At 37.0% G+C, this 24,557-nt stretch carries 15 protein-coding genes and 1 other RNA gene; 9 read left to right on the top strand and 7 right to left on the bottom strand.

The annotated features are described in order from the left end of the window. The first annotated feature begins 4 nt into the window (after nucleotides 1-4). Both FORMB_RS01345 and FORMB_RS01340 read left to right on the top strand, forming a co-directional pair. On the top strand, nucleotides 5-703 hold the full coding sequence (locus FORMB_RS01345) for a T9SS type A sorting domain-containing protein (RefSeq protein ID WP_069675742.1): 699 nt from the start codon (nucleotides 5-7) through the stop codon (nucleotides 701-703). 1 nt (nucleotide 704) lies between these two features. Next, on the top strand, nucleotides 705-3,974 hold the full coding sequence (locus FORMB_RS01340; protein WP_069675741.1) for an Lcl domain-containing protein: 3,270 nt from the start codon (nucleotides 705-707) through the stop codon (nucleotides 3,972-3,974). Between the two features lie 442 nt (nucleotides 3,975-4,416). On the opposite strand, the gene ssrA is transcribed toward FORMB_RS01340, so the two are convergent. Continuing rightward, nucleotides 4,417-4,810: a transfer-messenger RNA gene (gene ssrA, locus FORMB_RS01335) on the bottom strand. A 107-nt stretch (nucleotides 4,811-4,917) separates the two neighbouring features. On the opposite strand from ssrA, the gene FORMB_RS01330 reads away from it, so the two are divergent. Next, nucleotides 4,918-6,123: an NAD(P)-dependent oxidoreductase gene (locus FORMB_RS01330; protein ID WP_069677856.1), complete on the top strand. Its 1,206-nt coding sequence runs from the start codon at nucleotides 4,918-4,920 to the stop codon at nucleotides 6,121-6,123. A 61-nt stretch (nucleotides 6,124-6,184) separates the two neighbouring features. Here the strand turns inward: FORMB_RS01330 and FORMB_RS01325 are convergent, their stop codons facing one another. Then, complete coding sequence (locus tag FORMB_RS01325; protein WP_069675740.1) at nucleotides 6,185-6,376, bottom strand: cold-shock protein; 192 nt, start codon at nucleotides 6,374-6,376, stop codon at nucleotides 6,185-6,187. A gap of 109 nt (nucleotides 6,377-6,485) precedes the next feature. Beyond that, nucleotides 6,486-7,691, bottom strand: a complete 1,206-nt coding sequence (gene lysA / locus FORMB_RS01320; protein WP_069675739.1) for a diaminopimelate decarboxylase — start codon at nucleotides 7,689-7,691, stop codon at nucleotides 6,486-6,488. 120 nt (nucleotides 7,692-7,811) lie between these two features. On the opposite strand from lysA, the gene FORMB_RS01315 reads away from it, so the two are divergent. The 5 genes from FORMB_RS01315 (at nucleotide 7,812) to FORMB_RS01295 (ending at nucleotide 13,782) form a co-directional block, all read left to right on the top strand. Beyond that, nucleotides 7,812-8,468, top strand: a complete 657-nt coding sequence (locus FORMB_RS01315) for a hypothetical protein (RefSeq protein WP_069675738.1) — start codon at nucleotides 7,812-7,814, stop codon at nucleotides 8,466-8,468. 136 nt (nucleotides 8,469-8,604) lie between these two features. Then, nucleotides 8,605-9,795, top strand: a complete 1,191-nt coding sequence (gene sucC, locus FORMB_RS01310; protein ID WP_069675737.1) for an ADP-forming succinate--CoA ligase subunit beta — start codon at nucleotides 8,605-8,607, stop codon at nucleotides 9,793-9,795. Between the two features lie 127 nt (nucleotides 9,796-9,922). After that, the gene (locus tag FORMB_RS01305; RefSeq protein WP_197493483.1) at nucleotides 9,923-10,609 is read left to right on the top strand and encodes a carbon-nitrogen hydrolase family protein; all 687 of its coding nucleotides are present in this window, start codon (nucleotides 9,923-9,925) and stop codon (nucleotides 10,607-10,609) included. A gap of 85 nt (nucleotides 10,610-10,694) precedes the next feature. Beyond that, entirely contained in the window at nucleotides 10,695-12,566 is a 1,872-nt protein-coding gene (locus tag FORMB_RS01300) for a CBS domain-containing protein (protein ID WP_069675736.1), read from the top strand. After that, nucleotides 12,559-13,782: a succinylglutamate desuccinylase/aspartoacylase family protein gene (locus tag FORMB_RS01295; RefSeq protein WP_069677855.1), complete on the top strand. Its 1,224-nt coding sequence runs from the start codon at nucleotides 12,559-12,561 to the stop codon at nucleotides 13,780-13,782. The genes FORMB_RS01300 and FORMB_RS01295 overlap by 8 nt, the downstream gene beginning before the upstream one ends. Before the next feature lie 17 nt (nucleotides 13,783-13,799). Here FORMB_RS01295 and FORMB_RS01290 read toward each other — a convergent pair whose 3' ends face one another. After that, nucleotides 13,800-14,744 carry a patatin-like phospholipase family protein gene (locus FORMB_RS01290; protein WP_069675735.1) on the bottom strand — a complete coding sequence of 315 codons (945 nt, stop codon included), beginning with the start codon at nucleotides 14,742-14,744 and terminating at the stop codon, nucleotides 13,800-13,802. A gap of 393 nt (nucleotides 14,745-15,137) precedes the next feature. Between FORMB_RS01290 and FORMB_RS01285 the strand changes: the two genes are divergently transcribed. Beyond that, nucleotides 15,138-16,706, top strand: a complete 1,569-nt coding sequence (locus tag FORMB_RS01285; RefSeq protein ID WP_069675734.1) for a T9SS type A sorting domain-containing protein — start codon at nucleotides 15,138-15,140, stop codon at nucleotides 16,704-16,706. 75 nt (nucleotides 16,707-16,781) lie between these two features. Here the strand turns inward: FORMB_RS01285 and uvrB are convergent, their stop codons facing one another. The 3 genes from uvrB to FORMB_RS01270 all read right to left on the bottom strand — a co-directional run bounded on the left by uvrB (nucleotide 16,782) and on the right by FORMB_RS01270 (nucleotide 24,552). Beyond that, nucleotides 16,782-18,785: an excinuclease ABC subunit UvrB gene (uvrB, locus tag FORMB_RS01280; protein WP_069675733.1), complete on the bottom strand. Its 2,004-nt coding sequence runs from the start codon at nucleotides 18,783-18,785 to the stop codon at nucleotides 16,782-16,784. A 67-nt stretch (nucleotides 18,786-18,852) separates the two neighbouring features. Beyond that, nucleotides 18,853-20,643 (bottom strand): gliding motility-associated C-terminal domain-containing protein, encoded by a 1,791-nt coding sequence (locus FORMB_RS01275; protein ID WP_069675732.1) that lies wholly within the window; start codon nucleotides 20,641-20,643, stop codon nucleotides 18,853-18,855. A gap of 45 nt (nucleotides 20,644-20,688) precedes the next feature. Continuing rightward, a complete protein-coding gene (locus tag FORMB_RS01270) occupies nucleotides 20,689-24,552 on the bottom strand; it encodes a T9SS type B sorting domain-containing protein (RefSeq protein WP_069675731.1) in 3,864 nt (1,287 codons plus the stop codon). Nucleotides 24,553-24,557: the final 5 nt, after the last annotated feature.

The raw sequence follows: 24,557 nt of genomic DNA, 5'->3' as shown, positions 1-24,557 counted from the left end.
AACCATGCACAAATTACTAATAGCTTTATTGCTAGCAACTTCCTTTTGTTTTAGCCAAACTCTCAGCATTGAATCAGGAAGTTTTGTTAGTGTTAACTCCAATAGTTCTGTTTCAGTAGACGGATTAGAATTATCCCCTAGTGTATCTCATACCATAACAGGGCCTAATTCTATTGCGCGATCGACTACCCCAATAGTTGTTGGAGATAACTCTAGTATTGAAAGAGTTTATGAATTATCAAATGAACTAACTGATTATTCAGGAATACTTTCTTTTCGTTATTTAGATTCTGAACTCAATGGTATTGACGAAGCAGAATTAGTTCTAGAAGTATTGGATGCCAACGATGTTTGGAACAATGTTGCTCCAAACATTGATGATACAAACAACATATTGAGTTATGATTTCACAGAACTTGTTGGATTTAAAAAAATTACTGCAAGTGCTTCATCAGCAACACTCACCATAAAAACAGAAACACTAAATGATATCGTACGTGTTTACCCAAATCCAACAACCGATAAAATAATTATAGTTTCTAATTTTGCGCAACACTCAACATTGTTCAATACAGCAGGTCAAAAAATATTAGAATCAAATGCCTTAGAACTGGATGTTACAGACTTACCAACAGGTGTTTATTTACTGAATTTACAAAACACACAAAACCAAATTTCAACATTTAAAATCATAAAACAATAAGATGAAAAAAATCACATTAATAGCACTTATGCTGTTCACAGCATTGGGTTACGCACAAGTAGGTATCAACACAAATAACCCTGATGCCTCTTCGGCATTAGAGATTGAATCCACTACAGGTGGAATTTTAATTCCAAGACTCACACAGACGCAGCGAGATGCAATTGTATCACCAGCTTCAGGGTTGATGATTTATCAAACGGATGAAGTATCAGGGTTTTATTTTTATGACGGAACGGCTTGGGCAAAAATTGATGGTGTAGCCGGTCCAGCAGGTCCTCAAGGAAATCAAGGTGCTCCAGGACCAGCAGGTGTTGATGGTCAAGACGGAGTTGATGGTGCTCAAGGTGTACAAGGCGACCAAGGAATACAAGGCGAGACTGGTACTCAGGGTCCAATAGGTCCAACAGGAAGTATAGGTGCTGCAGGAGCTCCTGGTGCTCAGGGTCCAATAGGTCCAACAGGAGCTCAAGGAAATCAAGGTGTTCAAGGTCCAGTTGGCGCGGATTCAACAGTTCTAGGTCCAGTAGGTCCAGTAGGTCCAGTAGGTCAGGCAGGTCCAATAGGTCCAACAGGAGCTCAAGGAAATCAAGGTGCTCCAGGCCCAGCAGGTGCAGATGGTGCTGATGGCGCTCAAGGTCCAATCGGTCCAGCAGGAGCTCAAGGTGTTCAAGGTCCAGTAGGTCAGGCAGGTCCAATCGGTCCAGCAGGAGCTCAAGGAAATCAAGGAGCCCAAGGCCTAGCGGGTCCAATCGGCCCAACAGGAAATCAAGGTGCTCAAGGTCCAGCTGGTGCGGACTCAACAGTTTCAGGTCCAGTAGGTCAGGTAGGTCCAACAGGGGCTCAAGGTCAAATCGGTCCAGCAGGTGCAGATGCAGATACAAGTGAAATTGCTGCTCTATCAGATATTATTAATAATGGTCAAGTAGCTCAGCCATTATCTATTGGTGATTTTGTAGGGGGCGGATTTGTATTTTGGATAGACCCAACAGATAACACTAAGGGTTTAGTTAGTGCTATAGAAGACCAGAGTACAGGGATTCGATGGTACAATGGCACTCACATCACAACTGGAGCAACAGGTACCGCGATAGGAACTGGAGCAGTCAATACAACGGCTATTATAAACGCCCAAGGTGAAACGGAAACGAGTTATGCTGCAGGTTTAGCAAGGGCATATAATGGTGGAGGTTATACCGACTGGTTTTTTCCTTCAAAAGACGAATTAAATGAGATGTATATAAAAAAACCAACGTTAGATGCAATCTCTGGATTTACACCATTTTCAGCTACCGTATACTGGACTTCTTCGGAAGTTGCTAATAATCGCGCATGGAAACAGAATTTCAATAATGGAGGTCAGGTCAATGATAACGCTAAGCACTCTTCAAGTGCTGTTCGTGCTATTCGTGCTGTGAGTGGTACTACAACAAGTTCTTTGTCTGCGATTACCGCCGAGCAAACCACCCAAAATACGGCAATAGATTTAAAAGCTAATATTGCTTCACCAACCTTTACAGGAACGGTAACCACTCCAACATTAATTGCTAGTGGAAACACCTATCCGAATACGACTGGTAATGCCAATCAAGTTTTAACAACAGATGGTTCTGGAACACTTTCGTGGACAACTTCTTCGGCAGAAACAATTAATGGAACAGTAAATGAAATTGAAGTTTCTACATCTGATTCTACAACCACCGTTGGATTGCCTGACAACACAACAATAACGACTAGTCTTACTGTTGATGGCTTATATTTTGGCACAGGATCTGGTGATGGCGATAACAATTTAGCCATCGGATCTTCGATGGGTTCGGGAACAGGAAAGCGAAATACTGCAATAGGATCGAGAGCTCTCGAATCTTACTCAGGAACTGGGTTTGATAACAATACTGCAATTGGATACTACAATATGAGAGCATTATCAACAGGTAGTGGAAATACAGCTTTGGGTGCCGAAAATATGTTTTCATTAACTACAGGAATTGCTAATACATCAATAGGAAATCAAACAATGCTTAACGTTTCTACAGGAAGCAATAATACTGGTTTAGGACAAAGAGCAGGAGAATCGATAACAACAGGTACAAACAACACTTTGATTGGACTTGATGCAAATGTGAGTTCACCTAATGCAAATAATGAAACTGTAATAGGTAAAGGTGCTATTGGCTCTGGCGATAATACAGTTCAATTGGGTAATACAAGTGTTACGAATGTAAAAACAAGTGGATCAATAACTGCAGGAGAGATTACAATTCCAAACACTGACGGTACAAGCGGACAGGTTTTAACAACGGATGGTTCTGGAGCACTATCGTGGACAACTTCTTCGGCAGGGGTTAGCGGTTCAGGAACTGGTAATATGATAGCCAAATTCGATGGGTCTTCAACAGTACTAGGAAATAGCTCAATTTATGATGATGGTACAAATGTTGGTATTGGGACAGTTAGTCCTGCACAACTTTTACATGTAAAGGCTGCTTTAGGTGATGCTAAAGCATTAATTAATGCGTATGGTGAGGGTGATGAGGCTCACCTTATGTTGAGAGCAGGTGGTATTAATAAAACGGCTATTGTTGCATCAGGAATTAGTAATTGGGGTAGAACGGATTTACGTTTTATACTAAATAGCTATACTAACGCCAATGATTATGGATTATCAGACACTAAAATGATAATAAAGAATGATGGTAAAGTTGGAATAGGAACTAATTCACCAACCGAAAAGTTAGATGTTGCAGGCAATATTAAATTCAATGGTGCACTTATGCCAAATAATAATGCAGGTTCATCGGGGCAGGTATTAACATCCTCGGGAACAGGAGTTCCTACATGGACGACTCCATCAAGTGGTTCAGATTCTGTATATAGTGTCAACACTTTCTATGCAGAGTTAGGTGGGTTTGTAATTGAAGTCCGTGATGGTGGAAAACACGGTTTGGTGGTCGCAATGCAAGACCAAGGTGTCTCTACATGGTATCCAATTGATAATCTTTTAAATGATATCACAAGACACGATACTAACGGCGCTAAATTTATGGATTGGCGCTTACCCACTATTAGAGAGTTAGAATTAATTTATTTAGCTAAAGCAAATATTTCTCCAATGTGGGGCGGTAATGATTATTGGAGTTCCACTCAACCTGGTTACGGTAACGCATATTTTGTTAATATGGCAAATGGTTTTGGAACTTCTTCTAATAGCCCTGGAGCAAACCACTCAACTAATAATTCAAAAGCTGTACGTGCTGTACGGGCGTTTTAAAAGAAACTCTAGTTAAATTATTAAAATACCACTCTACAAGGGTGGTATTTTTTTGTAATTATGTGCTATTTTTATAACAATTTGATATTGTTGATTTAATTTAAAGTTTAATAAGAACTAATTTTCTTGAAATAATCAAATAATTATTACCAAAAATAAAAAATTATTCTTGAGAATAAAAAGTGGAGCAGAGGGGAGTGAAGTCGAACTTTTTTAGGTCTGATTTAGCTGTTTTTAGAAAAAATTACTCCCAAGTATAAAAAATTATTCTTGGGAATAAAAAGTGGAGTCGCCTAGATTAACCTTCGGTTTCTCTCTTAGCTCCCTTTTAGGAAATACAGCAAACTGTGCTTTCAGCCCAGGTGTCTAAACCTACAAAAGCCCTTACAAATAAATTTGCAGGGCTTTTTTAAGGGTTTATTCACAGCTTTGCTGTGCTTCAAAGTGGAGTCGCCGAGAATCGAACTCGGGTCCAAACAAGCTAATAAAAAGCTTTCTACACGTTTAGTTTTTATTTAATTGTCGGAAATAAACTGACTAAAAACGGCCCACTTATTCCTTAGCTTTTTTAATTTCGAATCCCTACCAAAGCCTTAGAGAATCTAGGTTGACATTTACGATGTCTCAAAATTGAACGCCGTGAACCAAGGCTTTCAGGAGACATTTAGCTTTCCCGCCTTGCGGGACTAGGCTCATCCTACTATAATTCGGATTAAGCAGCTAAAGCGTAGTTATTCTCGCCGTTTAAATGGTGATATGGCCTTTTACGTGTATCAATATCATCACACGACGTGCTTACAGTTTAGTAGATCTCGCTGTCAATACCAGTCGACCCCATTACTATAATCCCCCAAAGAGGGGAGGCAAAGTTACAAAAAAACTTGTGCAACCGCTCAAATCCTTTTACTTTCGTGAAAAATCTTTTAATATTTTTTATCTGCCTATGAAATTTGCCATCATTCAAGAACGAAAATCGCCCCCAGACAGACGTGTAGTTTTAGACCCAACATCCTGTCAAAAACTACTTTCAGACTTTCCATCTGCAAAGTTAGTGGTTGAAACTTCACCCATTCGTATTTTTTCAGATGCAGAGTACACCAAAGTAGGTTTAGAGGTCGTTAAAGATGTCAGTGAGGCAGATGTATTGATAGGCGTTAAAGAAGTCCCGATCGATGCCTTAATCCCAAACAAAAGCTATTTTTTTTTCAGTCATACCATCAAAAAACAACCTTACAATCGAGAGTTGCTGCGCGCGATTTTAGATAAAAACATCACCCTTTATGACCATGAAACTCTGATTAATAAAAACAAGCACCGACTGATTGGATTTGGCTATTATGCAGGGGTTGTAGGCGCTTATAATGGCATGCGAACTTTAGGATTAAAACAAACTATATTTGAATTACCAAAAGCGACAACACTCAGTGGTCGTCAGGCATTAAATACAGAATTAGATCAAATCACACTTCCTAATATTAAAATTATTTTGACTGGAACGGGACGTGTAGGGCAGGGGGCTAAAGAAATTTTAGACCATCTAAATATTAAAAAAGTGTCGGTTGACGATTTCTTAAATAAAGATTTTACAGAAGCGGTCTATGTACTTTTAGATGTATTGGACTATTGCGAACGTATAGATGGGCAGCATCTAGGGAAGTCCGATTTATTTAAACACCCAGAAGCATACCGCTCTACCTTTGATCGCTTTACATCCGTAGCCGATCTATTTGTAGCTGGTCATTTTTACGGAAAAGGAGCTCCTGCATTTTTCACACGGGATCAAGCCAAAGCAGAATCCTTTAAATTAAAAGTTGTGGCAGACATCAGTTGTGATATCGATGGGCCTGTGGCCTGTACCATCCGACCCTCTACCATTGAAAGTCCCATTTATGGCTATGATCCGCAAACAGAAACGGAAGTCGATTTTAGAAATACCAATGCGATTGCCGTCATGGCAGTAGATAATTTACCCTGTGAATTGCCAAAAGATGCCAGTGAAGGATTTGGAGAAATTTTTGTAAAAGACATCATCCCATGCTTTTTTAATAAGGATGCCTATGGGGTTTTAGAACGGTCTCGAATGACTAAAAACAGACAACTTACGCCGGCATTTTCATACCTCCAGGCGTATGTTGACGGCAGCGAATAGAAATAAAAAAGCCTGTCCGAATGGACAGGCTTTTTGTAAAAAAATAATGTAAAAGTAAAAATTAGAGAATTCTAACGTTTACTGCATTCATACCTTTTCTACCTTCTTTTAATTCAAACTCAACTTTGTCACCTTCATTAATCTCATCGATTATTCCAGTTACGTGTACGAAGTACTCTGTGTTTGAATCATCTTCTGTAATGAACCCAAATCCTTTGGATGCATTGAAGAACTTTACTGTACCGTTTTTCACTTGTATAATTTTTAGACTACAAATGTACTATTATATTTCACTTATGCACAGTTTTTAATAATTTATTAAGATTTTTATTATTATAATATATTTCATAAAACGCTCATATCTAGAATTCTATCAGCACCTGATTCCTAGTTAAATCTTCAAAAACCTCACGTTTTCGAATGAGATGAGCTGTCTCATTATACCATAAAACCTCGGCAGGACGGTAACGTGAATTATAATTACTCGCCATCATAAAACAATAGGCTCCTGCATTCTTAAAGGCAAGAACATCCCCTTCTGTAATTTCATTGATACGTCGATTGTTGGCAAACGTATCCGTTTCACAAATATAACCTACAACAGAATAGAAGCGTTGTTTGCCCTCTGGGTTTGAAATGTTTACAATATCCTGCTGAGCACCATAAAGCATCGGACGAATGAGATGGTTAAATCCAGAATCTATTTGTGCAAAAACGGTTGAGGTTGTTTGTTTGATGGCATTTACTTTCGCTAAAAAGTATCCAGATTCACTCACCAAAAATTTCCCAGGTTCAAATGCTAAAGTCAGATCCTTACCATAGTTCTTACAAAAAGTCTGAAAGCGCTCCGTTAATTTTTCGCCTAATTCCTCAATATTAGTTTCGATGTCGTTCTCTTTATAAGGCACTTTAAACCCAGATCCAAAATCAATAAATTCAAGATTGTCAAACTGTCTCGCAACGTCAAATAAAATCTCACTCGCTTGTATAAACACATCAATATCCAAAATGTCACTTCCGGTGTGCATGTGAATCCCATTAATCGTCATGTTTGTGTTTTCAACAATACGCAACAATAAAGGCGTTTGGTGAATGGAAATTCCAAATTTAGAATCAATATGTCCGACTGAAATATTGGTATTACCACCCGCCATAATGTGTGGATTGATTCGAATACATACGGGGACTTTTGGATGTTTAGTTCCAAATTGCTCTAAAATCGAAAGATTATCAATATTAATTTGAACCCCCAATTTAGCTACGTTTTCAATCTCTTCCAAAGAAACACCGTTGGGCGTATATATAATATTTTCAGCTTGAAAACCCGCCAGCAATCCTAACTGTACTTCTTGAATTGACACCGTGTCCAATCCAGCACCCAAGTGGTTGATAAATTTAAGAACTGAAATATTGGTCAATGCTTTGGCGGCATAATTAACTTTCAAATGTTTGACTTTACTAAAAGCTGCTGTTAACCGTTTGTATTGGGTTTCCATTTTATGTGCGTCATACACGTAAACGGGGCTTCCATAGTCTTTTGCAATCTGTAATAAAGTGTCTTGATTCATTGTTTCTAAATTTTAATATTTATTCTAGTTGAAACGTCAAAACTAAATCTAATCCTTAGATGTACCATAAAAATAAAAAAATAATACTATTTTTACACAAAATGTTAAATAATAAACAAATTGAAAACAATCGCTTCCTGTGTTCAAGAGATTTTAGTGTCCAGACCTTTTTTGGAAGAAGCACTCACCCGTGAGATTATAAATTTTTCAGCCTTAGCAAAAGATTTAAATACCACTATTTCTGAGATGTTACGCAGACCTGTAAAAGATGGTGCCATTATGATGGCATTAAGACGCTATGATCAACCTATTAATACTGAAGATACAGTACGCTTAAAAAATGTATTTAAAAACTTAGGCGATATCACTGTGCGCTCCAATTTAAGTGATTTTACATTTCAGAATTCCAAGACATTAATCAACAGCCATTCAAAAGTATTAGAAAAAATCAATACGAAACATCAAATATTTTATGCGTTCACCCGTGGAATTTTTGAAAGTAATATTATGAGTTCCACCTCAGAAAAAGAGAGCATTTTTGAGGTCTTTAAAAATGAAACACTCATTGGCTTGCAAGATAATTTATCGGCCATAAGCATTAACTTACCACAAGGTAATTCTAAAATTGTTGGATTGTACTATCAAATATTTAAGCGGCTGGCTTGGGAAAATGTCACTTTATACGAAGTCATTTCAACCACAAATGAGTTCACCATCCTCGTTGAAGACCATTTAGTTGATAAAGCATTCTCAGTCATAAAAGGGTTGAAATATTAGATGGATATAAAAAACGAATTAACTCAAAATCAATTCTAAAAATTATTGGTAAAACGCATAAGGTTAATTACTTTTGGGCTCTAAAGTTTTTAAATATTTCTTCCTATGAGGAAATAAAAAATAAATCTATTTAAAGATGAACTTACACGAATACCAAGGAAAAGAAATATTAAGCACTTTTGGCGTAAAAATCCAAAAGGGAATCGTCGTAAATACGCCTCAAGAAGCGGTTGCTGCTGCCAAAAAACTGACCGAAGAAACTGGTACAGGCTGGCACGTCCTAAAAGCCCAAGTACACGCAGGTGGTCGTGGTAAAGGTGGTGGGGTTAAACTTGCTAAAAATCTAGGTGAAGTAGAATCGATTGCAGATCAAATTATCGGCATGCAATTAGTGACGCCTCAAACCTCTGCCGAAGGCAAAAAAGTACACCAAGTATTGGTAGCTGAAGATGTATATTATCCTGGTGAGACGGAAACGAGTGAATTTTATGTCTCAGTTCTTTTGAACCGAACGACAGGAAGAAATATGATTATGTATTCTACGGAAGGTGGAATGGATATCGAAACCGTTGCTGAAGAAACACCACATTTAATTTTTACAGAAGAAATTGATCCTGCAACTGGAATGTTACCATTCCAAGCGCGTCGTGTAGCTTTCAACCTTGGTTTATCAGGGGCTGCATTTAAGGACATGACTAAATTTGTAACAGCTTTATATACGGCTTATGACAAATCGGATGCATCGTTATTTGAAATCAACCCAGTATTAAAAACAAGTGATAATAAAATATTAGCAGTCGATGCCAAAGTAACCATTGACGACAATGCTTTATTCAGACATAAAGATTATTTAGAATTAAGAGACATTCGCGAAGAAAATCCTATTGAAGTTGAAGCAGGTGCTTTAGGTCTTAATTATGTAGATTTAGAAGGCAACGTTGGCTGTATGGTAAACGGTGCAGGTTTGGCAATGGCGACGATGGATTTAATCAAACAAGCAGGAGGTGAGCCAGCTAACTTTTTAGATGTTGGTGGTACGGCAGATGCTGCACGTGTAGAAGCCGCTTTTCAGATTATCTTAAAAGATCCAGAAGTAAAAGCCATTTTGATTAATATTTTTGGAGGAATTGTGCGTTGTGACCGTGTGGCTCAAGGAGTGATTGACGCTTATAAAAACATGGGAACTATCAATGTGCCAATCATTGTACGCTTACAAGGAACCAATGCGGATATCGCCAAAAAATTAATTGACAACTCCGGACTGGATGTTCAAAGTGCTGTTGAATTTCAAGAAGCTGCTGACAAAGTACAAGCTGTTTTAGCTTAAATAGACATTACAGACTCTAAACAGAGTTTATAGATATAAAAAAATCCAGAGCATTCGCTCTGGATTTTTTTTGTGAATTATTTTTTATAAATTGCAGGTGTATTAACGTCCCAAACGCTCTACACCCATGAAAATTAGTGTTGCACAAATCAAACCATTCAAAGGAGGTGTTGAGAAAAATATAACGGCTCATTTAGAACTCATAGAATTGGCCACTACAGAGAAAGTTTCTGCGGTGTTTTTTCCGGAGCTTTCAATTACAGGTTATGAACCTGAATTAGCGAAATCATTGGCGACAACTCAAAAAGACAAACGGTTTGATGTCTTTCAAAAGGTGAGCGACTTAAATAATATTACCATTGGATTTGGAGTTCCAACTGCAGGAATTTCAAAACCTTTAGTCAGTATGATCCTATTTCAACCCAATAAAGAACGAATGACTTACTCTAAGCAATATTTATATCAAGGTGAAGAGCAGTATTTTGAGAATGGAAAAAAACCGTGTTTTATCCAAATTGATAACCATAAAATAGCACCAGCGATATGTTATGAATCTTCAGTTTCTGAACATTGTGATGCTGCGATTTCTCAATCAGCGACTATTTATGTTGCCGCAGTGATGACTAATGTGTCTGGGATCAATAAAAAACTAAATATTTTATCAAGCTTGGCTAAAAAACATAAAATAATAGTTTTAATGTCCAATTTTGTAGGAATCTCTGGAGGTTCTGAATCGGCAGGTAGATCTTCAATATGGAATCAAAAAGGGGAATCAAAAAGGGGAATTGAAAGGACAAATGAATCCTACAGATGAAGAACTTTTGATTTATGATACGGATACAGATTGTGCAATTAAAAAATCTATCGAACCTAAATAAAACCATTTAAAACTTCTTTGTATGGGAGAGCAGAAAGTAAATACAAAATCAGATCATCAAGCGAGGATAGAGTTCCTTCGCCACCTTATGGAAGACCTTAAAAGTCTTGAATATATGTTTGAGAAGAAGATGATCGAAGACGATATTGTCCGTATTGGAGCCGAACAAGAATTCTGTTTGGTCAATGAATATTGGCGTCCTGCCAAAAATGCGTTGGAAGTGCTTGAAGCAATTAATGATTCGCATTTCACTACGGAATTAGCACGTTTTAATTTAGAAATAAATTTGGACCCTATAGAACTTAAAACAGATGCTTTCAAAAAAGTAGAAAATCAGTTAAAGTCCCTTTTGGAAAAAGCAAAAACCGCTGCTAATAACAACAACACTAAAATCCTACTGACAGGGATTTTGCCAAGCATTTCAAAACATGAGTTGGATCTTGAATTTATGACACCCTTCGATCGCTATTATGCTTTGAATGAGGTACTCAAAAAAGCTAAAGGTGAAAATTTTCGAATGAATTTTGCGGGCGTTGACGACCTCCCAATTATGCACAATTCGGTAATGTTTGAAGCTTGCAACACCAGTTTTCAAATGCATCTACAAATAGCTCCTGATGATTTTGCCTCGAGCTATAATTGGGCACAAACAATCGCTGGGCCTGTATTAGGAGCTTGTGTGAATTCGCCCTTACTTCTTGGAAAAGAACTTTGGAGTGAAACCCGCATTGCATTGTTCCAACAAAGTATTGACACCCGAAGAGTCTCCTTGGCTCAGACGGAACAACAATCTAGAGTCACTTTTGGGAACAGTTGGTTTACAGGAACCATCGTAGATTTCTATAAACACGAAATATCTAAATTTAGAACCTTGCTAACAAAGGAAATTAAGAGCAGTTCTTTTGACGAATTGAAAGCTGGGAAAATCCCAAAGCTAACAGCACTTAACTTGCACAATGGAACCATTTATAGATGGAACCGTCCTTGCTATGGAGTAGGAAATGGGAAACCTCATGTTCGTATCGAGAACAGGTACATTCCATCAGGTCCAACCGCCACAGACGAAATGGCTAATTTTGCGTTTTGGGTGGGACTTATGAAAGGCCGACCGACTGAATTTGATGATATCCCTAGAACATTGGATTTTGAAGATGTGAAATCCAATTTTATTCGTGCTGCAAGGACAGGCACTGAATCTATTATGAACTGGAGAGGGAAATTAATTCCACTCGATCAACTGGTATTAGAAGTATTGCTGCCCATTTCCAAAATAGGATTGGAACGCATGAAAATTGATAACGATGATATCGATAAATATCTAGACGTGATTAGAGATCGGCTTTTAAAATCGACAGGGTCGCAGTGGATGGTAACAAATTATCGTTATCTGAAAAAGCAATTAAAACCAGATGATGCCTTAATAGCACTTACTTCGACCTTACATACCAATCAGGAATCTTATGACAAAGTGAGTGAATGGCCAAATTTACAAAGTATCAAATTTTTCAACTCTACAGCAACAAAAGTTGGTCATCTTATGACCTCAACACTTATAACGGCTAAAACCTCAGATTTAGGATTGTTGACACTCAATTATATGAAGTGGAATACGATTCATCATTTACCAGTTGTAAACAATGACGGAACATTGGTCGGCTTAATTACATGGCAGCATCTAAAACAATTTTGGGATCAGGTACAGGATGCTAACAATTCAATCAGTGCACGAGAAATTATGATTACCGATGTATTTACTGCACAAACATCTACTCCTTTAAACAAAGCCATTGCCCTCATGAAAAAACATAAAATAGGGTGTTTGCCCGTATTACAAGAAACTCAACTGGTTGGAATTTTAACACTCAAAGACCTTATCCATGTTTATAATGCCTGAAGTTCATAGCAAAGCACTCAATCAAACCATTAGCGTGAACCGAATTGTGGGACGAATAGACGGGGAGTATCCAGGGCCTTGTTTGGTTTTTTTGGGAGGTATTCACGGAAATGAACCTTCGGGGCTGTTTGCCTTGCATCAAGTTCTTAAGGAATTGCAACCAAAGCAAAACGAATTTTCTGGAACGATGATTGCCATAAGCGGTAATTTATGGGCCTTGGAAAGAGCGGTGCGTTACCACAAAACAGACTTGAATCGTCTCTGGTCACAAGATAAAATAGAAGCCTTAGAAAATGGAGATCTCATCCCTGAGAATGAGGATGAAAAACAACAGTTGGAAATTTTTCAATTACTAAATACCATTTTAAAAGAGGAGGAAGGCCCTTTCTACTTTTTTGACCTTCATACAACTTCAAGTGCATCTCCTCCATTTATTACGGTCAATGACAGCTTGTTGAATAGAAAATTTACGCAGCAATATCCGGTGCCTTTAATTTTAGGTATTGAAGAGTATCTTGAGGGACCACTTCTAAGTTATATTAATGAACTCGGATATGTTTCTTTTGGGTTTGAAGCGGGTCAGCATGACGCTCTAAGTTCTGTTGAGAATCATAAAATTTTCATCTATTTGTCACTTGTATTTACGGGGGCACTCGCTAAAAATGCTGTTGGTTTTGACCACTATATCGACCATTGGAACACCCACTTTCCAGAACATCAACATTTTTACGAGGTGTATTATCGATTAGAAGTTAAAAAAAAGGAACGATTCGTTATGAAACCAGGGTTTTTAAATTTTCAAACCATCAAACGAAAAGAGGTTTTGGCAACACTCAATGAACAACCCATTTACGCTTTAAAAAAGGCCATTATTTTTATGCCACTCTATCAATCTCAAGGGAGTGATGGTTATTTTCTGATACGAAAAATATCCCCTTTTTTCTTACTCCTTTCAGAAGTTCTAAGAACCTACAAAACGGATCGAATCTTTGTGATGCTTCCAGGCGTTAAATGGGCTTCAGAACTGAAAGATACAATGGTAGTGAACTTGCGTATTGCACGTCTGATTACCAAACAGTTGTTTCATCTTTTTGGCTACCGAAGCAAACAGAAAGATCGCACCCATTTGATTATAAAAAACCGAGAATATAAATCAAGAATAGACGATTATAAAGAAGAACAATGGTATAAAGATTCGGTTTTTGAAAACAAATAAACGATCTAAAGTTCAATTTATAAATTTTCTTTTATTTCTGTATCCGTTAACACATCGGGTCTGAATTCACTCATAATTTCTTCTTGCTTAGACTTCGCATATTTGAAACCAGATTTCCACCATTTTCGCATCAATCCTTTATCAAAAACTAAAGAGTTTGTGGTTAAAACGGTAGGGGTATAATATAAATTAAGCTTTACATTTTTATTGTTTGCAGCGAGTTTTCCAATCGTAATATTATGTCTTTCTACGTGTGTGAGCATAAAATCAAAAATATCAAATAGTAAAGAAAACGGATTTTTAGCAGGTAATTTATTAAATTGAGTCACCTCTGTTTCTAAAATAATGGCATCAATTTCTGTGGCGCCTCTTAAAATGGCTTCTCTAATAGGTACTAAAGAACCAAAACCACCATCAGCATACTGATAATGATTTTTTTCTAACAAACTCATAAATGGAATATAGTTGCAGGAACCCCAAATCCAATCGCAAAAATCGTCATAGGTACACTCTTGAATTGATTTATATTCAACTCTATTTGCTGTTAAATTTGAAACAGTTACGATTACTTCTTTGTTTTCTGCTCTAATTTTAGCGTACATTTCTTTGGTAATATTCTTCTTAATTAAACGTCTTAAGTTTTTGCTTTCACCAAACGTTTTTCTTCCGTTTAAAAAATTCCAAAGGGTGTTTAAATGCCGAATACTGATCACTTTTTCTCCATCAACTTTTTTAATTTTAAAAGGATTGTTACTGAAAATGCTTTTCTGGTTTACATTTGTGTAGAGTTCTTTGAGTTCATCTAACATGCCTAAAGCGAGATGCGAAACCATCAAACTCCCTGTAGAAGTACCTAAAAATAAATCGTATTCTTTGCCTTCATTTTTCATTAAATATTGCGCAACTCCGCCTGCAAATGCTCCTTTGCTTCCACCTCCAGAAATTACCAATGCTCTTTTCATGTGTGTATTTATTGATTTTTAACGGTCATACTTCGACGGCGCCTGTCTGTCGATAGGCAGGCTCAGTGCAAGTATGGTACATCCATTTAATCATTTCCCTTGAGTACCAAGATTTAGTTATGGATGTTTCATAACCTATAATTAAGTTCTTTACTTCAGTTCTATAAAAATATTAAAAAAGAAATGAAAAGCCGAGGTTATTTCCGCTTTACTTTTTTTTAATTTAAAGTTAGCTTCTTTGAATTGATAGGTTTTAATGCTAATGAAACTCGTATATTTGTTTTAAATTACAATCAATAATTAACCAATGAAAAATAATTTGAATTTCTTGATTCAGATCAATGTATAAGAATTATTAATAAAATAAATTTGGGTTAATTTAATTTTTATTTAATGCATAAATTACAATTCGCTTTACTGCTAGTAACTTCTTTTTGCTTCAGTCAAACAGCTCCGGACTTAACAACGCAATTAACGGAAGATTACAATTTGGAAATGCCATCCTTAAAACCGTATATAATTTATATGAATGCATTTGTAGAGGAACCAGACACGATTGCTTCTGTTACTTTGGGTATCGATTCAGATGTGTTTACAGCAGTTGAAGAAACGGGGTTTTATTATTTTTTGTGGACACCTTCAGGTTATGGGAATCATATTATAGAAATCACGGCAACTTCCACTTCTGGCACTCAAACGACCCTAACAAAAACTATTAATGTTGTACAAGAATCTACATCTCAGAATGTAGAGACCTTGAACGATGACATTATTGAATATACAGGGGATGCTGATAGTAAATGGCATTACGGAACTTATACGTTACCACAGTCTGTGGGGGTTTACGACTCAATAAATGCAACACTTACAGTGGAATGTCCACAAATTAATGGAGGATGTGATGATTGGGAACGATTATCACAGATTGAAATTAAAGCACCAAACGGAAATTGGATTCAGATTATAAGGTATGTTACCCCTTATGGAATTGGTTGCAATCATGTTACAGACCTCACTAATTATAATTCGCTGTTACAGGGAGAAGTTGAATTTAGAGTATTTATTGATACTTGGGGAACTGGTGGTTGGCAATTGTCTCTGGATTTAGAGTATATTCAAGGGACTCCAAGTTATGACTATTCTTCTGTTACAGAAATTTGGGATAATGATTATGATTTTGGAGATCCCTCAAACTTACAACCAGTTGAATCTTACAATCTTAACCTTAACAATGGAATTCAACAATCTTATTTATCTGTTTCAACTACGGGTCATAATTGGGGTGAGAACATTTCAAGTGCTGCTGAGTTTTTTGAGGCGACCCATTATTTAGATATTAATAATGAACAAGTGTTCATACAAAATTTATGGAATACTTGTGATCCAAATCCAGACAGTTGTACAGCTCAACTTGGAACTTGGGAGAATAATAGAGCCGGCTGGTGTCCGGGTTCAATAGCGAGTCCCGATATATACGACCTTTCTGCTTATATAGGATCTTCTTTTGATTTGGATTATCGATTTCACCCAGACTATGTAGATTTGTGTCATCCAAATAATTCTGATTGTGATGAAGAAACAATTTCTGGTTGTAATGATTGTGATAATCAATTTAACCCTTACTATAAGGTAGATGTTCACGTTATTAGCAAGAGTGATGAACCATTAATTTTTAGTGTGCCTCTTGGAATTAATAGTATTGAGAATAGTGGAACTTATGATTTATCAATCTATCCAAATCCAACCAATGGGAAGTTTTCTATTCAATCATCTATTCAAGATGCGGAAACAAAAGTTAGAGTTTTAACCATTGAAGGTAAACAAGTGAAATCGTTTCATTTTAACACTAAAGAAGAGTTAATGAATCACGATTTTGACCTCAGTGATTTAACAAGCGGTATCTATTTTATAAGCATGAAAAATAAATATGGTTTAGCCACAAAAAAACTAATTCTTAAATAAGAAAAGGAATTATTTTTTAAGAATTATTAAATTGTTTTTTAGCAAGAAATAATATCTGCTTACCATGTTAGATTGTTAAACTTTTAAAGCCTCCAACTTTTTTTGGTAGTCTTTAATTTGATCTCTAAACTGTGCAGCATGTAAGAAATCCAAATCTTTTGCTGCAGACTCCATGAGCTTTCGGGTGTCTCTGATTTTTTGTTCTAATTCAGGAGCTGCCAAGTATGCATTTTCCGGTTCCGCCGCTTTGAGCGCCTCCTGTTCATAATAATAACTACTCACCGAGTTCTTAGTCAGTGCATTGTTTAAACTTTTATTAAGTGCTTTAGGTACGAGTTTGTGTTTGGTATTGTAGGCAATTTGTTTTTCCCGACGGTACTCCGTTTCATCGATGGTTTTTTGCATGCTTTTGGTAATCTTATCTGCATACATAATAGCACGTCCGTTGAGGTGTCTGGCAGCGCGTCCTACGGTTTGCGTGAGTGAGCGTGCCGAACGCAAAAAACCTTCCTTATCTGCGTCTAAAATCACTACTAATGAGACTTCTGGAAGGTCCAAACCTTCTCTTAATAAGTTGACACCTACAAGCACATCAAATATCCCTTTACGTAAATCTTGCATAATTTCAACCCGTTCCAAGGTATCCACATCACTATGGATATAACGACAGCGAATTTGAATACGTGCCAGATATTTGGTCAACTCTTCTGCCATTCGTTTGGTTAGAGTAGTGACCAATGTTCGTTCGTCTTTTTCGACGCGTTGTTGAATTTCTTCAATCAAATCGTCAATTTGATTCAAACTCGGCCGTACTTCTATAATAGGGTCCAACAATCCCGTTGGTCGAATAACCTGTTCGACAACAACACCACCTGATTTTTCCAATTCATAATCGGCTGGGGTGGCACTGACATACAATACTTGGTTTTGAAGGCTTTCAAATTCTTCAAATTTTAAAGGTCGATTGTCCATTGCTGCAGGCAAGCGAAAGCCATATTCAACTAAATTTTCTTTACGACTCCGATCGCCACCATACATCGCATGGACTTGAGATATGGTCACGTGACTTTCATCAATCACCATCAATGAATCACTCGGAAAATAATCTAATAAACAAAAGGGACGGGTGCCTGGTGCTCGCCCATCCAAGTAGCGTGAATAGTTTTCAATTCCTGAACAATAGCCCAATTCGCGAATCATTTCCAAATCAAACTCCGTACGTTCTTTCAAACGTTTCGCTTCAAGGTGTTTTCCAATGTCTTTAAAATAGTCGTGTTGTAGAACCAAATCATCTTGAATGTCTTTGATCGCATTTTGTAAAATATCAGGCGAGGTCACAAACATATTTGCAGGATATATGGTTACACTTTCATAGACTTCGATGACTTTGTTGTTGTTAACGTCAAAAGCTTCAATGGCTTCAATTTCATCGCCAAAAAAGTGAATTCTAAACCCATGATCGGCATAACTAGGGAATACATCTACTGTATCCCCTTTAATTCTAAAGTTACCATGATTAAATTCGCCTTCGGTTCTTGAGTATAAACTTTGAACGAGTTTGTGTAACAAAGCAGTTCTTGAAATGACTTCATTTGCTTTTAGGCTGATGACATTTTTCTGAAATTCAGCAGGATTCCCAATTCCATACAAACACGAAACCGAAGCAATGACAATGACATCTCTTCGCCCCGATAATAGGGAAGAAGTGGTGCTTAAGCGCAGCTTTTCAATTTCTTCATTAATGGATAAATCTTTTTCTATATAGGTTCCTGAAACAGGAATGTAGGCTTCTGGCTGGTAATAATCGTAATAGGATACAAAATATTCAACAGCATTTTCAGGGAAAAACTGTTTGAATTCTGAATACAGTTGTGCGGCAAGGGTTTTGTTATGCGCCAACACAAGTGTAGGTCGCTGTACTTCTTGAATGATATTGGCGACCGTGAATGTTTTTCCAGACCCAGTAACTCCCAAAAGTGTTTGGTATTTTTCATCGGACTCAATTCCAGCTACTAATTGTTTTATAGCAGTCGGTTGGTCACCAGTGGGTTTGAAATCAGAAGTAAGCTTAAATTGCATAGCTGCAAAGCTAATGCAAAGAAAGCGCTAGAGCAAAGAGAGTCTAAAAATATTTTTTAAAAACAGATTAATAATTCATATAAACCCAACCAGATCTGGGTTTTGCATTTTGAACATTCAAATACAATACATAAAAATAGGTTCCAACAGGTAAGAGGTTGTCGCCTTTGAGCGGGCCGTAATTGGCTTTTCCATCCCATTTAAGATCGTTATTCCCTTTAAAAATAATAGCTCCTAAACGATTGAATATTAAGAGTTCGTGTTGTAAAAACACATCGTAGAGCCCATCTATGTTAAACCAGTCATTAAAGCCATCTCCGTTGGGTGAAAAACCCTGAGGGATGTTAGGGTCACATTCGTTGACCTCTAAATTCACTGAAAAAATTTCATAACAGGGGTTTGCATCTACTCTGAAATAGATGGTGTCAACTCCGTTCGAATTGATGTATTGTGAGGGATCTATCAACGCACCTAGGTCATCAATCAAATCTTCTAAGGATTGATAAAAGATAGCGGTTTCTAAATCGAATGAAGAATCTATTTCATTTAAAGCATTTCGTAAATTAAAAACGGCTTCATTGTTTCCGAAATTACAACCTATTAAAGGAGTTAAAGGAGTCGGATCAGGAGATTCTAAAAATTCAATAGAGGTGTTAGCCGTATTGTTTGTTTCACTAATTTCAGTGATAATTCCAGCCCCAGTACCGTCATCATCCACTACAATTGTAAGGTTAACAGGATCTAAAAGTGATGGATCAACCGTAACACTAATTGTATTTGACTCCGTTTCATTAATAGGGATGTCGTTTAGGGTTTGTGCTTGAGCAACGAGGACAGCGTTGGCATAAAATGAGATGGGCGTATTTGCGGGCAGAAAGTGTGTGGAATTCAGATTTTCTACAGAATATTCAACAGTTAATTCACGAGAATTGCAACTTTGTTCAATAGTGTCTATAACGACACTCGCATCTGGTAATTGACTGTTTAATACGGTAATGATATTATTGACCATTACTAAATCTTGTCCAGAAGATAATTGTATGATTGCAGATGAATCCCCCACATTAATGGTGTTTTCTATGGGATAAACGTCGATATCCATATTGTATAAATTGGAGTCGTTCGTAAAGCTATTGGTGCCATTAAAGGCGTTATTCGCGGGATTAAGAGGTGGGTTACTAAGTGTGATGCCATTCATTTGTAAGACTTCATTGACTGCCAAACCAGCATCGCCTTCCCAAGCTATAAAACCGATTCTAGCACCATTAGTATCCATGACATTAAGATTGTCCAATTGAATGGTGATATTACTTGGGACACTTTCTAAGCCATCATAAACGTTTAATTGATTGAGTGGAAGGTTAGGGTCTGAGTAAATGATAGTAATGGCCCAGCCCGCAAAATTTGTCCCTGTAGAGCAATAGTCAGATGAAATGTTTATTTGTTCTAAATTACTAAGGGTATATAAACCGTTTCCTTCGGTTTGAATTAAAGTGGTGACATCTGCAAAGGCTGCAAAAAATTCTCGTGACGAGTCCAAGCTATAAGCGAAGGTTCGTGAGGGGGTGATTTCTGTGGTGTTAAGAGTCACATTAAAATCGCCCGATCCTGATCCCGCCCAGTACAGATAAGCAGCTTCGATGGTTTGTGTGGTAGATAAATTTAAGTTTGCCGAAGAAGCTGTATTAATGACACAGTCCACAGCACTGTTGTTTTCGGAAGTATTAAGGGTATTCCCGATTGCTGTATAATCCAAGCGTCCATTTAGTTGATTGAACAACGAAATGTCTTGAGCTGCTAAGAGGTTAATTAGCATTACACTTATACTAAAAAAAGGGATATTTAGTTTATGTTTCATAAAATTGATTGTTCTACAAATATATTAATTTTGATTACTTTAAAGTTAGCGTCTAAGAGCAAAATGGCCTTTGTATTCAAATTGTTCGGTCGGCGTTTTGATTTTTGCCAAAAACCAGTAATCATTAGCAGGCATTTCGTAGCCTCTATAGGTGCCATCCCATCCCCCTGAATTGTATGCTAATGTTCCAAGAAGTTTTCCATAACGATCAAAGATATAAATAACAGACCCTGGGAGTGTATCGATTCCAATAATATTCCAAGTGTCAAAATAGGTGTCATTATTGGGGGTGAAAAACTTTTGAGCATTTATGACTAATACTTCTTTGGTCACTTCGCTACAGCCATTTAAATCCACCACAGTAATGGTATGATACCCCAAAGTTACATAGTTGAAAAAATTTGAAGTTTGAAGGGGGTTATCATCTAATTTGTATTGATAATCCCCGACACCTTTTACCATAACAGTGATGGAGTTTGGATCGGTAAAATTTAATACTTCTGTAAATTCAATCATAGCTGCACCCGAGACATTCGCTTCAAAACTGCTGCTGGTCACACAACCTTTTGGGGTGGTTACGGTTACGGAATATGTTCCAGTCGTATCAATACTAATTTTATTGGTAGTTTGACCCGTAGACCACAAGTAAGTATCCCCATTGTTAAATGTTTCAGCACTTACATAATGAGGTAAGTTATCTAAGCAAATAAGCTGTTTAGGAATGTCAACTATGGGTAAAGGGTTAACGATAAGGTTAAAAGACGTGTAGTTTGCGCACCGCGTTGTATTATTTACAATTTTAGCGACAACGGATTTTGTATAAACAACTATAGGCGTTAATTCTAAGGGGTTGTTTCCCGATTCAGCATCTCCCATGTTTTCAAAATAGGAAACCGTAAAATTAGAAGGATTTTGACTTCCTAAAATAAGAGCTGTTTGTGGAGATATATCAAATTTTAATTCTCCATCAAAATTATCATCACAATCTTCTAAATCTGGCGGTTGATTGGCGATTGGAAGAGGATTGGCAATGAAATTAAAACTGTGAATATGAAAACAATTTGTTACAGTATCTTGAATTCGTACAAAGAGTGGAGTCGTATTAGATTGATAGTTTAAAACTGTAATGGGGTCTATTTTGTTTTCAGCATTTGTTAAAGAATCAAAATAATGAAGAGTAATGTCTTGCGTTTCTGTGGTTAGAAGACTATTTATTTCTGACAAATCAAACGAATTGGTATCGGAATCACAAATCTCAAATTCGGATATCGGATTGATCGCAGGCGGTAAAATTGAAGTCAGCGTGAGAGGCGCTGACGTATAGCATTGGCTCGTCGTATTTAATACTTTGATATAGATTATTTGAGGGTTTGAAATTGTTTGGAATGCAGTTACATTTTGTATTTCAGCAACTCCATTTTCAAGATCCTGTAAACTGTCAAAATAAGTTGCAACGAGAAAATTTTGTTGAACATCAAAAATATTAATTTCAAAATCTTTAATATTAAAAATAGTAAGACCATCATAATCGGTATCGCATTGCGTTATAGTATGAGTCTGCGCAACTATTGGTAAAGGGTTAACGATAAGGTTAAAGGACGTATAGTTTGCACACCGCGTTGTATTATTTACAATTTTAGCGACAACGGATTTTGTATAAACAACTATAGGCGTTAATTCTAAGGGGTTGTTTCCCGATTCAGCATCAGTCCTATTTTCATAATAGGAAACCGTAAAATTAGAAGGATTTTGACTTCCTATAATAAGTGCCGTTTGTGTGGACATATCAACCTTTAACTCTCCATCAAAATTATCGTCGCAATCCTCTAAATCTGGCGGTTGATTGGCGATTGGAAGAGGATTGGCAATGAAATTAAAACTGTGAATATGAAAACAATTTGTTACAGTATCTTGAATTCGTACAAAGAGTGGAGTCGTATTAGATTGATAGTTTAAAACTGTAATGGGGTCTATTTTGTTTTCAGCATTTGTTAAAGAATCAAAATAATGAAGAGTAATGTCTTGCGTTTCTGTGGTTAGAAGACTATTTATTTCTGACAAATCAAACGAATTGGTATCGGAATCACAAATCTCAAATTCGGATATCGGATTGATCGCAGGCGGTAAAATTGAAGTCAGTGTGAGAGGCGCTGACGTATAGCATTGGCTCGTCGTATTTAATACTTTGATATAGATTATTTGAGGGTTTGAAATTGTTTGGAATGCAGTTACATTTTGTATTTCAGCAACTCCATTTTCAAGATCCTGTAAACTGTCAAAATAAGTTGCAACGAGAAAATTTTGTTGAACATCAAAAATATTAATTTCAAAATCTTTAATATTAAAAATAGTAAGACCATCATAATCGGTATCGCATTGCGTTATAGTATGAGTCTGCGCAACTATTGGTAAAGGGTTAACGATAAGGTTAAAGGACGTATAGTTTGCACACCGCGTTGTATTATTTACAATTTTAGCGACAACGGATTTTGTATAAACAACTATAGGCGTTAATTCTAAGGGGTTGTTTCCCGATTCAGCATCAGTCCTATTTTCATAATAGGAAACCGTAAAATTAGAAGGATTTTGACTTCCTATAATAAGTGCCGTTTGTGTGGACATATCAACCTTTAACTCTCCATCAAAATTATCGTCGCAATCCTCTAAATCTGGCGGTTGATTGGCGATTGGAAGTGGATTGGCAACAATAGATATGACTGCGGAGTTATTTGTTTCACTAATTTCTGAGATAATTCCAGTTCCCGAACCATTATCATCTACCACAATTGTAAGATTAATAGGGTCCAAAAACAAAGGATCTACTGTAAAAGTGAGCGTATTAGATTCGGTTCCGCCACCAGGAATATCGTTTGACGTTTGTGCTTGGGCGACTAAAACAGTGTCAACATAAAAAGCGATGGGTGTATTTGCAGGCAGTAATCGCATAGAATTTAAGTTTCTTACAGTATATTCAATGGTTAATTCACGAGGGTTACAGCGTTGGTCAACAGAGTCAATAGTGACACTCGCATCTGGTAATTGACTATTTAATACGGTGATGATATTATTCACCATTACTAAATCTTGCCCAGAAGTTAATTGTATGACTGCAGAGGTATCACCAGCATTGATAGCGTTTTCTATAGAATAAACATCTATATCCATATTGTATAAATTGGAATCGTTCGTGAAACTATTGGTGCCATTGAAGGCATTGTTTGCGGGATTAAGAGGTCGGTTACTAAAGGTTACTCCGTTCATTTGTAATACTTCATTCACAGCCAAGCCAGCATCGCCTTCCCATGCTATAAAACCTACTTTTGCCCCTGTGGTATCTATGACGTTAAGATTGTCCAATTGAATTGTGATACTACGAGGGACAGTTTCTAAGCCATCATAGACGTTTACTTGATTGAAGGGAAGTGCGGGGTCTGAATAAATGATGGTAATGGCCCAACCAGCGAAATTTGTGCTAGGAGAGCAATATGTCGATACGTTTTGTTCTAAATCACTAAGGGTATATAAACCGTTTCCTTCCGTTTGAATTAAAGTGGTCACATCTGCAAATGCTGCAAAAAAGTGCCGTCTAGTACCTATGTTATAAGCGAAGGTTCGTGAGGGTGTGATATCGGTGGTGTTTAGAGTCACATTAAAATCGCCAGACCCCGAGCCTGCCCAATAGAGGTAAGCGGCTTCAACGGTTTGTGTAGGAGATAAGTTTAAGGTTGCTGAAGAATTCGTGTTAATTATACAGTTCGAAGAACCGTTATTTTCGGACTTATTAAGGGTGTTACCAATCGCTGTGTAATCTAAATGTCCATTTAATTGGTTGAACAAAGAAATGTTTTGAGCGGGCAATAGGTTAAATAGCAGAATTGCTATAATAAATAAGTTAATATTGATTTTCATAAATT

Origin of the sequence: Formosa sp. Hel1_33_131, assembly GCF_001735745.1 — a bacterium.
In the GTDB taxonomy this organism is placed as follows: domain Bacteria; phylum Bacteroidota; class Bacteroidia; order Flavobacteriales; family Flavobacteriaceae; genus Hel1-33-131.
The sequence above is the reverse complement of the archived record's forward strand: the minus strand, read 5'-3'. Positions and strand labels throughout refer to the sequence as shown.